The organism is Stakelama portus (assembly GCF_003171655.1).
In the GTDB taxonomy this organism is placed as follows: domain Bacteria; phylum Pseudomonadota; class Alphaproteobacteria; order Sphingomonadales; family Sphingomonadaceae; genus Sphingomonas; species Sphingomonas portus.
Genome location: NZ_QFZL01000001.1, coordinates 1 through 13,584 on the forward strand (window position 1 = coordinate 1; position 13,584 = coordinate 13,584).

11 protein-coding genes are annotated in these 13,584 nt (G+C 63.4%); 5 read left to right on the forward strand and 6 right to left on the reverse strand.

The genetic code is table 11. The annotated features are described in order from the left end of the window. Nucleotides 1-231 precede the first annotated feature (231 nt). Nucleotides 232-906 (reverse strand): HAD family hydrolase, encoded by a 675-nt coding sequence (locus DKB74_RS00005; RefSeq protein WP_109806094.1) that lies wholly within the window; start codon nt 904-906, stop codon nt 232-234. Nucleotides 907-980: 74 nt separating this feature from the next. Here DKB74_RS00005 and glmU point away from each other — a divergent pair, with 74 nt between their 5' ends. Together glmU and DKB74_RS00015 are read left to right on the forward strand one after the other, a co-directional pair. Further along, nucleotides 981-2,333 carry a bifunctional UDP-N-acetylglucosamine diphosphorylase/glucosamine-1-phosphate N-acetyltransferase GlmU gene (glmU, locus tag DKB74_RS00010; RefSeq protein ID WP_109806095.1) on the forward strand — a complete coding sequence of 451 codons (1,353 nt, stop codon included), beginning with the start codon at nt 981-983 and terminating at the stop codon, nt 2,331-2,333. Next, the gene (locus DKB74_RS00015) at nt 2,330-2,641 is read left to right on the forward strand and encodes a hypothetical protein (RefSeq protein ID WP_109806096.1); all 312 of its coding nucleotides are present in this window, start codon (nt 2,330-2,332) and stop codon (nt 2,639-2,641) included. The genes glmU and DKB74_RS00015 overlap by 4 nt, the downstream gene beginning before the upstream one ends. 69 nt (nt 2,642-2,710) lie before the next feature. Here the strand turns inward: DKB74_RS00015 and DKB74_RS00020 are convergent, their stop codons facing one another. Both DKB74_RS00020 and DKB74_RS00025 read right to left on the reverse strand, forming a co-directional pair. Further along, nucleotides 2,711-3,289, reverse strand: coding sequence for a hypothetical protein (locus tag DKB74_RS00020; protein ID WP_109806097.1), 579 nt, complete (start codon nt 3,287-3,289; stop codon nt 2,711-2,713). Between the two features lie 27 nt (nt 3,290-3,316). Further along, complete coding sequence (locus DKB74_RS00025; protein WP_109806098.1) at nt 3,317-3,949, reverse strand: hypothetical protein; 633 nt, start codon at nt 3,947-3,949, stop codon at nt 3,317-3,319. Nucleotides 3,950-4,073: 124 nt separating this feature from the next. On the opposite strand from DKB74_RS00025, the gene glmS reads away from it, so the two are divergent. Further along, a complete protein-coding gene (gene glmS, locus DKB74_RS00030; RefSeq protein WP_109806099.1) occupies nt 4,074-5,897 on the forward strand; it encodes a glutamine--fructose-6-phosphate transaminase (isomerizing) in 1,824 nt (607 codons plus the stop codon). A 1-nt stretch (nt 5,898) separates the two neighbouring features. On the opposite strand, the gene DKB74_RS00035 is transcribed toward glmS, so the two are convergent. After that, the gene (locus tag DKB74_RS00035; protein WP_205007825.1) at nt 5,899-6,243 is read right to left on the reverse strand and encodes a response regulator; all 345 of its coding nucleotides are present in this window, start codon (nt 6,241-6,243) and stop codon (nt 5,899-5,901) included. Nucleotides 6,244-6,251: 8 nt separating this feature from the next. Then, complete coding sequence (locus DKB74_RS00040; RefSeq protein WP_161956741.1) at nt 6,252-8,420, reverse strand: PAS domain-containing sensor histidine kinase; 2,169 nt, start codon at nt 8,418-8,420, stop codon at nt 6,252-6,254. A 201-nt stretch (nt 8,421-8,621) separates the two neighbouring features. Between DKB74_RS00040 and DKB74_RS00045 the strand changes: the two genes are divergently transcribed. Beyond that, nucleotides 8,622-10,547 carry a GGDEF/EAL domain-containing response regulator gene (locus DKB74_RS00045; RefSeq protein WP_239987309.1) on the forward strand — a complete coding sequence of 642 codons (1,926 nt, stop codon included), beginning with the start codon at nt 8,622-8,624 and terminating at the stop codon, nt 10,545-10,547. Then, complete coding sequence (locus tag DKB74_RS00050; protein ID WP_109806101.1) at nt 10,547-12,424, forward strand: CHASE4 domain-containing protein; 1,878 nt, start codon at nt 10,547-10,549, stop codon at nt 12,422-12,424. Before DKB74_RS00045 ends, DKB74_RS00050 begins: the two co-directional genes overlap by 1 nt. On the opposite strand, the gene DKB74_RS00055 is transcribed toward DKB74_RS00050, so the two are convergent. Next, entirely contained in the window at nt 12,425-13,579 is a 1,155-nt protein-coding gene (locus DKB74_RS00055; protein WP_109806102.1) for an SET domain-containing protein, read from the reverse strand. Nucleotides 13,580-13,584: the final 5 nt, after the last annotated feature.

Consider the following 13,584-nt stretch of genomic DNA (forward strand, 5'->3'; position numbering starts at 1 on the left):
TTGAGGCAAAATGGCTCAGCGCAAGGAGGCAGGGCGCAGGAATATGGCGATATTTCAAGCTCTGCCGACGCAGCGCTGGGCCATTTTGGTCAAATCCCTTCGGGACGCCGGAATGGCTTCCATCTCGGCCCAAAGCGGCCTTGGAAGGGCGCCCAGCCCTCCCGGCGGCCCCTTTGGCCCGATATGTTCGCCATTCCGGCGCCTCGGCGGTGCCGTTTATGGGTTCACGACCTAGGTCCCCAGCCGCTGAAGCGTCGGGATCAGCTCGTCATAATGGTCGATCACCGCATCGGCCTCAAGATCCGCGGCAGTGCCGGTCAGAAAGCCGAAACTGACGCCGATGCTGGGAATGCCGGCGTTGCGCGCTGCGCCGGTGTCATAGATGGAATCGCCGACAAAGGCGGCGCGGCCGCCGCCGCATCGCGCGATCATTTCGTGGATCGGTGCGGGCGATGGCTTGGCATTGCCCTTGCCCATCGTGTCGCCGCCGATGATGGTCTGAAACCGGTCGGTCAGGCCGAGTTCGCCGAGCAGCTTGCGCGCGAAATTCTCGAATTTGTTGGTGACGACGGCGGTCTTCACGCCCATCGCATCGAGCCGGTCGAGCGCGTCGAGCATGCCCGGAAACGGCCGGGTGCCGTCGGCGATATGCGCTTCATAATAGCGCAGCATCAGCTTGTAGAGACGGTTGAATTCATCGTCGTCGCAGCCGCCGGTCTCTTCCAGCGTCTTGCGCAGCATGTTCTTGGCACCGCCGCCGATATTGGGCGTCACTTGCGTGGGAGTCAGCGGTTCACGGCCAGCCTCGGCCAGTGCGTGGTTCACTGCAGCGACCAGATCGGGACTGGTATCGAGCAACGTACCGTCGAGATCGAATCCGACGATCTGAAAGGGAATCATGTCCATCCGCCCCCTGCTGCCCCGACCGGTATGGAAATGGCAACCCTAACGTGGCATCGCGGGCATCGCGTGGAGGGATCATGACACAGCCGATAGCCGCAATCATCCTTGCTGCGGGCAAGGGGACGCGGATGAAATCCGACCTGCACAAGGTGCTGCACCCGATTGCCGGGCGCCCGATGCTGCTGCATCTCGTCGCCAGCGTCGCCCAATTATCGCCCGCGCGCACCATCGCCGTGGTCGGTGCCGGGCGCGAGCAGGTGGAAGCCGCGGTCGCGCCGCATGGTGTCGATACCGTGCATCAGGCCGAACAGCTGGGCACCGGCCATGCCGTGCGTCAGGCCGAGGAAGCGTTGCGCGGCTTCGATGGCGATGTGCTGATCCTCTATGGCGATGTGCCTTTGGTGTCGCCCGAAACGATGCAGCGGATGCTCGACCGGCTCCATGCCGGGGATGCGCCCGCCACGGTGGTGCTCGGCTTTCGCCCCGATGATCCCGGCGCCTATGGCCGGATCATCGCCGACGATCATGGCCGTATCGCCAAGATGGTCGAATATAAGGATGCGAGCGACGCCGAGCGTGCGGTCACCCTGTGCAATTCGGGTCTGATGGCGGTGCGTGCGCGCGATTTGTTCGCGTTGCTGGCGCGCGTCACCAACGACAATGCGGCGGGCGAATATTATCTGCCCGACATCGTCATGCTTGCCGCCGCCGATGGTCGCTCCAGCGCAGTGATCGAAACCGACGCGCATGAAGTGGCCGGCGTCAACAGCCGCGCTGAACTCGCCGGGCTCGAGCGCGCCTGGCAGGACAAGCGCCGCGCACAGGCAATGGCGGATGGCGTGACCCTGATCGCGCCGGAAACGGTCTGGTTTTCCCATGATACCCAGCTGGGCCGCGACGTGACGGTCGAGCCCAATGTCGTGTTCGGCCCCGGCGTCACCATCGCCGATACGGTCGTCATCCACGCCTTTTCGCATCTGGAAGGCGCGCGCGTTGCCAGCGGCGCATCCGTCGGCCCCTATGCGCGGTTGCGCCCCGGCTCGGTGCTCGAGGAAGACGCAAAGATCGGCAATTTCGTCGAAATGAAGAAAGCCGTGCTCGGCAAGGGTGCGAAGGCGAGCCACCTTACCTATCTGGGCGATGCCAGCGTGGGTGCTGGCGCCAATATCGGGGCGGGCACGATCACCTGTAACTATGACGGCTTCCTGAAATATCAGACGGTGATCGGGGAAGGCGCCTTTATCGGATCGAACAGCGCGCTGGTCGCGCCGGTTACGATCGGCGATGGCGCAATCGTCGGCGCGGGATCGGTGGTGACGCGCGATGTAGAGGCCGATGCGCTGGCGCTGGCGCGCGGGCGGCAGGAGGCGCTGCCCGGCTGGGCCAAGCGCTTCCGCGGCAAGATGGCCGAACGAAAAGGAAAGAAATGACGGATCGATATCAGGGCAAGCCGTTCCTCAAGCTGCTCGATTCCTATGTGCTCGACAGTATCGGACATCTTGATGCGACCACGGAAGCCGCGCTGACGGCGATGGAGCCCCAGCTTCGCCATCAGCTGAAGATGCAGGGCGGGTGGCGCGACATGGTCGTGGCGCAGATGCAGTTTCCCAAGGGGATGGAAGGCGCGATCAAGGAAGTGTGGGAAAAGGGCAAACCGCAATTCCGCGCGACTCAGGGCCGCGAGCCTGATCCGGTCGAATTCACCCATGTGTTTGTGGACACCAATTTCCCGCATTGAGCGGGTCGGGCATTTTCGACCCGAAGCGAAGCCGGCGGCAGCCCCGATCGGGACCGCCGCCGGAGCTATTCAGTCGTTGTCGCCGGTATAGGGCGGCAGCTTGTCGAGCTTTGCGACGCGATCGGCAAAGTCCGCCGCATCGGCCGGAGCCAGATTGGGGCGGCCCGACATGATGCCCATGCGCACCGTGCACCGGACATATTGGGTTTCGCCTTCCTCGACTTCGAGACGCAGATTGTCACGCGCTTCGCTGCGGACATTGAATTCATGCGGTCCGGGCGTCGTGGCATAGACGAAATATTTGCCCGGCGGCAGGCGGTTGACCACCGTATCGCCTTCGCGAACGCGGCAACTGACCGCCGCGCCCACCAGTCCGCCGGTACGATAAAAGACGATCTGACCCATGCCCGCCGCCGGTGCGGGAACAGGACCTTCGGCGACGGCAGGCGCCTCTGGCGCTTCGACAGCCGTTTCGACGGATTCGGTGGCTTCGACTGTTTCGGCCGCTGGCGCTTCGGCCTCCGCCTGGACTTCGGCGGCGGTCGGCGTGGTGGCTTCTTGTGCAGCAGCGTCCTGGGCCGCCGCCGGGATGGCCGCGAAGCCAAGGGCGAGTGCAGCCGGCAACAGCACCGTATGGATACGACGCATTATTCGGTTTCCTTTCTGGAAGATGGTTCAGCCGGCTTCGGCCGGTCTTTCGTCGTTCGCCCGATTTTCTGATTCAGGAATCGCTTCGCCCGCAGGCGGCGAGTCATTCTCTGCCGCGACTGCAGGTAGCCGCGTGTCGCTCGCGACGCTGGCATGTGCGCGCGTGCCCGGCGTCAGCGTGATCTCCTTGCCGGTGATCAGCAGGCCCAGCACCGGCGATACGGCCAGCGCGGCAAGCGTTGCAGTGCTTTCATGGCTCTCGCCATGGCTCGATCCATAGCGGAACCGCCGCAACGGCACATGGACCGGGCCGAGTTCGATATAGCGGGCGGCGAGGATCAGTTCGCCCGCACGGCCACCAAAGCCGGCGTGCGCGGCATGCACCACTTCGCCGACCCCTTCCGCACCCATGGGAATCACGATCTGCCCGTCGACCATCACCGGTTCGGCCACGCGAAAGGTGAACGCGTCCAGTGTCTTGCTGATCTTGCTGCCGACCGGCTGCGTGATTTCGATCTCGACGATCGTGTTGGCCGCAAGCATGCAGCATGGATCGTCGGTCGCGATTTGCGTGGTATATTGCTGTGTCGTGAATCGCGTTGCGCTGCCCGCCGTTGCCACCGGCAGCATGAGCGCTACGGCAAGAAAATACCGCACCATCGAGCATCCCCCAATACCCTGATCGCGACGCTAGTGCGGGGATAGCATTCTGCCTAGTCGAATTCGCATCGCCCGGCATTTTTGCACTCTAGGTTTTTAACCTTCTCCCGCTTAGGAGAAGGGCATGTGCGGAATCGTCGGAATCCTGGGGACGTCGGAAGTCGCGGAGCGGCTGTTCGAGGGGCTGAAACGGCTCGAATATCGCGGCTATGATTCAGCGGGCATCGCCACGCTGCACGACGGCGCGATCGACCGCCGTCGTGCCGAGGGCAAGCTCGCCAATCTGGGCGCGCGGCTGGCGGAACATCCGCTGCCCGGCACGATCGGCATCGCCCATACCCGCTGGGCGACGCATGGCGCGCCGACCGAGGATAATGCCCATCCGCATATCGTCGGCGACGTCACCATCGTCCACAATGGCATCATCGAGAATTTCAAGCCGCTGCGCGACGAACTGATCGCCGATGGGCGGACGTTCAACAGCCAGACCGATACCGAAGTTGTCGCGCATCTGGTCGATCGCGAGTTGCAGCGCGGCCTGTCTCCGCAGGACGCGGTCGCGTCGGTGCTGCCACGGTTGCATGGCGCCTTTGCCATCGCCTTCCTGTTCGCCAGCCAGCCTGATCTGCTGATCGCCGCGCGGCTCGGCGCACCGCTGACCGTGGGCTATGGCGAGGGTGAGAATTATCTCGGCTCCGACGCGCATGCGCTTGCCGGCCTTACCCAGCGTATCGCCTATCTCGACGAAGGCGACTGGGCAGTGCTGACGCGTGACAGCATCGACGTGTTCGATCGCGACAATAATCCCGTCACCCGGCCCATCGTGCCGTCCGGCGTGTCGCCCGCGATGATCGACAAGGGCAATCATCGCCACTTCATGCAGAAGGAAATCTACGAACAGCCCGTCGTCGTTGCCCAGACGCTGCAATCCTATGTGCGGCCGGTGGAACAGATGGTAGCGCTGCCCGACATGGATTTCGACCTTGCGGGTGTCGAACGCGTGGCGATCGTCGCCTGCGGCACCGCGAGCTATGTCGGGATGATCGGCAAATACTGGATCGAGCGGTTCGCGCGGGTGCCGGTCGAAGTCGATGTCGCGTCGGAGTTTCGCTATCGCGACCCGGTGCTGTTGCCCAATACGCTGGGCGTCGTCGTCAGCCAATCGGGCGAGACGGCGGACACGCTCGCGGCGCTGCGCCACATGAAGGAACATGGCGTCACGACCGCCGGCATCATCAATGTGCCGACCAGTTCGATGGCGCGCGAAGTCGATCTGCTGCTCTCGACGCATGCCGGGCCCGAGATCGGCGTCGCTTCGACCAAGGCATTTACCTGTCAGCTTGCCGTCATGGCGGCGCTGGCGGTCAATCTGGCGCGCGCCAAGGGCAAGCTAGACCCGGCGGAAGAGCGTGAGATCGTCCGCCACCTGATCGAAGCGCCCGCCAGCATCAACGCGGCGCTGGCGCATGACGATGAAATCGAGGCGATGGCGCATACGATCGCACAGGCGCGCGACGTACTCTATCTGGGCCGAGGTCCGGATTATCCGCTCGCGCTCGAAGGGGCGCTGAAGCTCAAGGAAATCAGCTATATTCATGCCGAAGGCTATGCCTCGGGCGAAATGAAGCATGGGCCGATCGCGCTGATCGACGACAATGTGCCGCTGATCGTGCTCGCGCCGTCAGGGCCGCTGTTCGACAAGACCGTGTCGAATATGCAGGAAGCGCAGGCGCGCGGCGCGCGCGTCGTCCTCATTTCCGATGCCGAAGGGCTCAGGCTGGCGGGCGAGGATGCAGTCGCGACGATCGAAATGCCCAAGGTGCATCCGCTGATCGCGCCGATCGTCTATGCCGTGCCGGTGCAGCTGCTCGCCTATCACGTCGCAGTCGCCAAGGGCACCGACGTCGACCAGCCGCGCAATCTCGCCAAATCGGTAACGGTGGAATAGCTCAGAGCGTCAGCACGCGCTCGAGCGCGCTACGCACCTGTTCTTCGCAATAGGGTTTGCACACCAGCGGAACGTCGCTGCCGATATTGGCAGCGGCACCATATCCGGTCGCGAAAATATAGGGGATGCCGCGCGCACGCAGAACACCCGCGATCGGATCGCTGCGTTCGCCGCCCAGATTGACGTCGAGGATCGCCGCGTCGGCATCCTCCGCTTCGGCCAGAACCAGGCCATCGGCAAGGCGCGAAGCGGGACCGATTACCGTGCAGCCGAAATCGAGCAGCATGTCCTCAAGGCACATTGCCACGACCGGTTCGTCTTCGACGATCAGAATTTTACGCCCCACAAGCACCCTCACGCTTCCATATCCGGGAGCGGAGCGTCGACTTCGCAGCGCACACCCTCCCGCGGAAACATAATGCGCACTGTCCCTCCGAGTTCCACCGCGAGTCCGCGTTCGATCATCCGGGTGCCGAAACCGCGTCGATTCGGGACAGATACAGGCGGTCCGCCCGCTTCTGTCCAGGACAATTTCAGCCTTAGCCCCGATTCATCGCGAACCTTGTCCCAGCGTATATCGACCGTGCCGGTATCGTTCGACAGCGCGCCATGTTTGACCGCATTGGTCGCCAGCTCGTGCATCGCCAGCGCCAGCGAAATCGCCGTCTTGGGCTCCAGCGGCAGATCGGGTCCTTCGATATGGCAGCGTTGGCCATCGCAATGCGGCGACATCGCGTCTGCCATTACCTTGCGGATCGATACCGGGCTCCACAGCTCGCGCGTCAGCAGGTCATGCGCTTCGGCCAGGGCCGCCAGCCGGCCTTCGAACGCCTTGCGCGCGGCAAGCGGCACGCCGGGATCGCGGAATGTCTGCTGGGCAATCCCCTGAACGATCGCCAGCGTGTTCTTCACGCGGTGATTGAGTTCGTCGATCAGCAGCCGCTGGTGCAATTCGAATCGCTTGGATTCGGTCACGTCGCGCGCGATCGCCTGAAGGCCGATGGGAGCGCCATCGGGGTCATATGTCAGCCGGGAGTTGATTTCCCACACCAGCTCGGAACCATCGCGGGTCTGGATGCGGATCGAGTAGCGCGTCGCGCCGCCATGATCGAGCTTGTGCTGCAGCAGCTTGCCCGCGACATCAAATTGTTCGGGCGCCAGAAAATCGCCCACCGAACGCCCGATGATTTCGCTTTCGGGATGGCCGAGCGCCGACACCACCGCCGGGTTGACCGATGTTATCCGCTGTTCGAGGTCGCACGTGATGATGTAATCATTGGCTTCTTCGAAAATGGTGCGGAATCGTATTTCGCTGGCGCGCAGTTCGGCTTCGGCCTGTCTGCGATGGGTGATGTCGAACGAGACCGCGACGAAACGCAGATCGCCTTCATCGCCGACGATGATCCTGCTGGCATGGCTTTGCAGCCAGCGTTCCTCGCCGGTGTCGGCGCGCAGGATGCGATATTCGATCTGGAACGGCGTCCCTTGTTCGAAACAGGCATAGGCGGCTTCGCGCACGCGCCGGACGTCTTCGGGGTGGATCCGCGCAAGCCAGTCGTCGACGCTGCCCCGGCCATCGGTCCGGCGCGGCAGCCCCAGCAAGTCGAAGCGATTGGCCGACCAGACCCCCTCCATCGTATCCAGATCGAGTTCCCAGGTCGCCATTCCGGCGCTTTCGACGGCGAGGCGAATGCTCTCCTCGCTCTTGCGCAGCGCGGCTTCGTCCTCCCGGCGCTGCGTAACGTCGAGCGTGACGCAGATCGATCCGACCGGCCGGTCTTCGGAATCGCGCACCAGCGCCGCCGAATTATTTACCCAGGCGATCCGGCCATCGCTGCGCACATATCGCTTTTCATGCGAATAGGGCACGCCGTCGCGCACCAGGTCGTTGAACAGCGAGATATTCTGCCCAAGGTCATGCGGGTGCGTGATCGACTGCATCGTCCGCTCGAGCAGTTCCTCGCGCGACCAGCCGGAGATTTCGCAAAAACGGTCGTTGACCATCGTGAACCTGCCGTGCAGGTCCACCTGGCTGAGGCCCGCCGTCCCCTGATTGATCAGCGCGAGCAGCTTTGCCTCGCGCTCGCGCAATTCGATGTCGGCCAGCTTGGTTTCGGTGATGTCGTTGGCGACGCCGACAAAGCCGATATGCTCTCCCGCCGCATTCCAGCGCGGTTGCGACTTGGATCGCAACCAGCGCCATTCGCCGTCGCCACGCCGGAAGCGCCCGTCGAGCGTGAATGCCTTCAGGCTTGCCTCTCCCGCCAGCGATTCCGCCACGATCCGTTCGTAATCGTCGGGATGAATGATCTCCCGCCAGTCGCGTTCCAGCGCCGTCTGATAATCGACGCCCAGAAATTCGACATAATAGCGATTCACGAAACTGCGTTTGCGCTCGAGGCTGGTCGTCCAGAAGGCGATGGGCGCGGCGTCGGCAATGGACCGGAATTCATCATCGTCATCAGGCACGGTCGACCCGGGCCCGGTCGACTTTGGATCCGCATTCTCAATGGGCTCGGCCATCGTAGCTTTCCTAGAGATATTCGTCCGCAAATCAATCAAACGCGGCGCACGGGCGCGCCGCTCTTCGCGATGGCACGCGAAAGTCGCGCGACCGCATCGGGGAAGAACGCGAATATCCGGCGGCGGGTCCGCAATTTTACCTATGGTTAACGCCGTGCGGTTACTCCGTATCAACGCTGTTTTTTGGGGGGAGCACGACGGGTGCGCATCTTGATCGTGGACGACGAAAAGGCGATGCATGACAGCTATCGCCAGGTGTTCAGCAAGCGCGGTGAAGCCGCTGCCGGCGGCGCCGCATTGTCCGCGATGGCGGCCGAGCTGTTCAGTGACGATGAAGACGTAGCGGATTTGAGCGACGCCCCGGCCGTGTCGGGCGACGATGTCGAATTCGATTGCGACCATTTCAATCAGGGACTGCAGGCCGTCGAGGCCGTGCAGGACAGCATCGAAACCGGCAATCGCTATGCAGTCGCCTTTATCGACGTCCGCATGCCGCCGGGCATCGACGGCAAGGAAACCGCACGGCGCATCCGTGCGATGGACCCCGACATCAATCTGGTGATCGTTACCGGCTATTCCGATTTCTCGCCGCTGGACATCAGCCGCGCCGCCGGACCCGCCGACAAGATCTTCTATATCGCCAAGCCGTTCCAGGCCGAGGAAGTGATGCAGACGGCGACCGCGCTGGGCGCGCGCTGGCGCGTTGATATCGAATTGCGCGAAGCCCGCGCGTTGCTCGCCGAAAAGATCGAGCAGCTCGAAGAGCAGAAGCTGGAACTCGCCGCCAATGAATCCAAGGCGGTGCATATGGCGACGCACGATTCGCTGACCGAGGCGCCCAATCGCCTTGCCTTCATGCGGGCGCTGACCGAACATGTTCGCGAACGCGAATGTTTCGCGCTGGCGATGCTCGATCTCGACCGGTTCAAGCTGGTCAACGACACGTTCGGCCATCTCGCCGGCGATGAACTGATCCGCATGGTCTATACCCTGTTGCAGGAAACGGTGCCGCAGGGCGCGTTGGTCGCGCGATTGGGCGGCGATGAATTCGCGCTGCTGTCGCGCGTCACCAGCGAAGACGAAGCGGTGATGTGCTGCGAACTTGTGATCAAGGCGATTTCGACCAGCTTCAAGGTATTCGGCCATTCGGTTCAGGGAAGCGCCTCGATCGGTCTGGTCGTCGCCGATCCGGAGAATGACAAGGATCCGGTCGATCTGATGCGGCGCGCGGACCTTGCGCTCAACGAATCCAAACGTGCCGGTCGCGGTGTCGTCCGGGTGTTCGACGAAAGCATGGACGAATCGATCCGTTTTCGGCGCCAGATCGAAGGCGGCTTGAGCGAAGCGATCGAAAAGGGCGAGCTCAAGCTCGTCTATCAGCCGATCGTCGGGCGCGACGGGCTTGAAGTCGTCGGTTTCGAAGCGCTGATGCGCTGGAATACCGAAGAATTCGGGCCGATTTCACCGGCGATGTTCATCCCGATCGCCGAGGAATCGAACCTGATCCACGAACTGGGCGACTGGGCGATCGACGAAGCGGTCAAGGTGCTGCAGCAATGGCCGGGGCAATATGTCTCGGTCAATTTCAGCCCGCGCCAGTTCCGCCGCCAGAATTTCGTCGGCCATGTGATCGAACGGGTGCAGCGGCACGGCGTCGCGCCGAACCGCTTTCAGATCGAAATCACCGAAACCGCGATTTTCGACGATGCCGAACGCGCCGCCGAAACGCTGTATCGCCTGCGCCAGATGGGGTTCCGCATCGCGCTCGACGATTTCGGCACCGGCTATTCCTCGCTCTACAACATCCGCAAATTTGCGCTGGATTGCCTGAAAATCGACCGCAGCTTCATCGACGGCATGGCTCGTGAGCGCGAAAGCGCGGCGATCGTCAATTCGATCATCCATCTTGGCGGCGCGCTGGGCCTCGAAGTCGTTGCCGAGGGCGTCGAAACCCAGGGGCAGGTCGATACACTGCTGATCGCCGGATGCAGCCATATGCAGGGCTATCACTTTGCCCGCCCGGTTCCCCCCGAACAGGCGCTGGAACTCGCCGAACGCCGCTGGCTCGGGGCACCGCCGCAGGCCAACGTCGTCGAGTTTGAAGCAGGAAACGGGACAAACGGCTGATGAAAAACGTGCTGGGCGACGCCGTGCGCCGCCTGCGCGGAATGGCATCCGCGTCTCTTGGCGGAAAACTGGTGCTGATCCTCACCGGCGTCGGGCTGGTGGGGTCGATCGCGATTGCCCTGTTGCTCGCCGCGGTGATCACGCCCAGCTTCAAACGGCTGGAGGACAAGTCGGTCACCGCGCATGTCGAGCGGACGCGCGCCGCGCTCGACGAATTCGCCAACAAGGTGGAAACCGCGGTTCGCGACTATGGCGACTGGAACGACAGCTACGCCTATATGGAGCATCCGACGCGCGCGTTCGAAGAGGAATCCTTTTCGACGCTGGCGATGCAGAATCTCAGCGTCGATGGCATGGCCTATATCCGCAATGACGGATCGGTCGTGATCGCGCGATGGATCGACCCGGCGAGCGGCAAGGACGTTCCGGCGATGAAGGCCGAACTGGTCCGGCGGATCGGCGGGATCGATCTTGCCCGTGCCGTCGATACGGACGGTTCGGGCAATTTCTACCTCCGCTTCGGCGACAATGTCGCGGCGGTGGGCGTGGCGCGCGTGCGCCGCAGCGACGGCACCGGCACGCCGCGCGGTTTCGTGCTGATGGCGCGCACGATCGGATCGGATCAGCTGAGCAATTTGCTGCAGGTAACGGCGCAGGTGAACCTCGCCGCCGATCTGAACGATGTGGCGATCACCCCGCATGCGAACCGGCTCGACATTGCCGTCCCGGTGCGCGGGCCCGATGGCGAAACGGTGGCGAGCGCCGCCTATGCCGTGCCGCGCGACATGTCGTTGCTGGGGCGGCGGATGCTGCTCCTCGCGGCGATCGGTACCTCGATATTGATGATCGTCGTGCTGGTCGTGCTGCGCAAGGTGATCGGCCGGATGGTATTGCGCCCGCTCAAGCGCGTCGAACGTCACATGGGCGTGGTGCGCCAGTCGGGAACGCTCGGCATGCTTGAGGAAAAGCCGCGATCCGATGAAATCGGCAGCCTGGTCACCAGCTTCAATTCGATGCTCCGCCAGCTCAAGGATCTGCGCGAGCAGCTCGAAGTCCAGTCGTTCAAGCTAGGCCGGTCGGAAAGCGCCGTGGCGGTGATGCATAATGTCCGCAACGCGCTCAATCCGATCAGCACGATCCTCAGCCAGGGGCTGGGGACGGGGGGCGGCGCCGATCCGGCGCTGGTCGATCGTGCACTTTCCGAACTGGCGCGCGAGGATATTCCGGCGGTGCGCCGGCAAAAGCTCGTCGCCTTTCTGGCGGCGGCGCAGCAGGCGGCGGCGGGTGAGCGCGGCGAGCGGCAGCAACAGCTTCAGCTCGGCCGCGAGGCGCTGCACCATGTGCTCGAAATCATCGGCAAGCAGCAGGAAGCGGCGCATGAACGCCCGCAGCTTGAGGCATGCGACATTACCGACATCATCGCGCAGAACGCGACGATCGCCCGCTATTCGAGCGAATGTTCGATTTCGTTCAGCTTCCCCTCCACGCCGCATTGGGTGATGGGCAATCGCGTCATCCTGAGCCAGGTGGTCGGCAATTTGCTGGGCAATGCGGCCGAAGCGATCAACGCGACCGGGCGGGGGAGTGGGAGTATCGCGGTTTCGGTGAGCGAGGACAAAGACACGGTGCGCGTCGTGATCCGCGACGATGGCGACGGGTTCGAGCCGGAAAATGCGCCGACTCTGTTCCAGCGCGGCTTTTCCACCCGCAAGCATAAATCGGGCGGACTGGGGCTGCACTGGTGCGCCAATTCGATGAACGCGATGGAAGGCAAGCTCGACTTGCTGAGCGAAGGCGCCGGGATGGGCGCGCGCGCGGTGCTGACGTTGAAGGCCGCCACCGAGATGACGGCCGGCGGCGAGAATATCGCGGCCTGATCAGCCCGCGCGGCGTTTCGGCGCGATCGCGTCGCGCCGCCGCAGATAGGGCGCGACCAGATTGCGGGCCCGATAATATTCCTGCCGTTCGGCGGGCAGCGATTCGAAACTGGCGACGACCCGGCGACACTGCGCGCTGCGGCATCCGCAGATCATGTGCCAGTTCGATTCGGCCAGCGTGGTCGAATAATCCCAGCTGATTTCCTCGCCCGGCGCGATTGCGCGAATGGCGATCAGGAAGACGCGGTCCTCGTCGAAACGCAATCCGGCATTGGGATCGCAGCTGTGATTGACGAAATCGTCGATCTTGCCCGACGGGCCCATATAGCGATCGGGCGCCACCTGGACGTATCGGTCGATGCTGCCATGGGCGAAGCGGGGAATTTCGTCCGCGCGGAACCGGCGGCCGGTAAACTCCATCAGCGTGTCGCCTTCGGCAAAGGCACGCGCGGCGAACACTGCCTTGCCCAGATGGTTTTCATCGACGCGGAACAGGTTGCGGACCGGGCGATAGCGATCGAGCACCAGCAGCCCGCCGCGACCTATGCCGAACGAGCGCAGCGGGTTGATCGTCGCAAGGCCGATCATGAACCAGACGCTGGCATGGCAGAGCAGTTCGATGACGATATAGAGGAGTTCGTCGACGCCGACCTGGGGCCCGCGAATGGCGACCAGCAGCGTGGCGAGATCGCCGAAGGTCCACAGGCCCCATGCGGGCGATCGTTCGCGCGAACGATCCTGCCACACGCTTGCCCAGGTGGGCCAGAAACTGATCGGCACCGCTGCGACGACCAGCAGATGCGCCCAGAGCGCGTTGCGGAAGATCAGCCAGATGGCGAGCGCCGAAAGCGAGGCGGCGATGCACAAAAGTTCAACGGTCGTGGGTTTTGCCCAGGTCGAGCGGCGCCAGATGCCGATAACCACGGCGATACAGGCGAGCGCCGACACCGCGAAGATCCACCCCTGCGCAAGTCCGGGGTTGAGCGCGGCATAGGTAACCGCCTCCATGGCGGTCGCCGCGCTCCAGATCAGCCACGACGCACGGTTCGGCCGCACGATCTCGCGCCGTAGCCCGGCGAGATAGATCGCGTAGCCGGCAAAGCTGAAACCGACCGCAAGGATGAACCAGATTTCGATGGTAAATCCCCTCCCCAAACGAG

Excerpts from the sequence above, each read along its gene's own strand:
- DKB74_RS00005 (WP_109806094.1), bottom strand. The coding sequence starts at position 906 with ATGGACATGATTCCCTTTCAGATCGTCGGATTCGATCTCGACGGTACG.
- glmU (WP_109806095.1), top strand. The coding sequence starts at position 981 with ATGACACAGCCGATAGCCGCAATCATCCTTGCTGCGGGCAAGGGGACG.
- DKB74_RS00015 (WP_109806096.1), top strand. The coding sequence starts at position 2,330 with ATGACGGATCGATATCAGGGCAAGCCGTTCCTCAAGCTGCTCGATTCC.
- DKB74_RS00020 (WP_109806097.1), bottom strand. The coding sequence starts at position 3,289 with ATGCGTCGTATCCATACGGTGCTGTTGCCGGCTGCACTCGCCCTTGGC.
- DKB74_RS00025 (WP_109806098.1), bottom strand. The coding sequence starts at position 3,949 with ATGGTGCGGTATTTTCTTGCCGTAGCGCTCATGCTGCCGGTGGCAACG.
- glmS (WP_109806099.1), top strand. The coding sequence starts at position 4,074 with ATGTGCGGAATCGTCGGAATCCTGGGGACGTCGGAAGTCGCGGAGCGG.
- DKB74_RS00040 (WP_161956741.1), bottom strand. The coding sequence starts at position 8,420 with ATGGCCGAGCCCATTGAGAATGCGGATCCAAAGTCGACCGGGCCCGGG.
- DKB74_RS00050 (WP_109806101.1), top strand. The coding sequence starts at position 10,547 with ATGAAAAACGTGCTGGGCGACGCCGTGCGCCGCCTGCGCGGAATGGCA.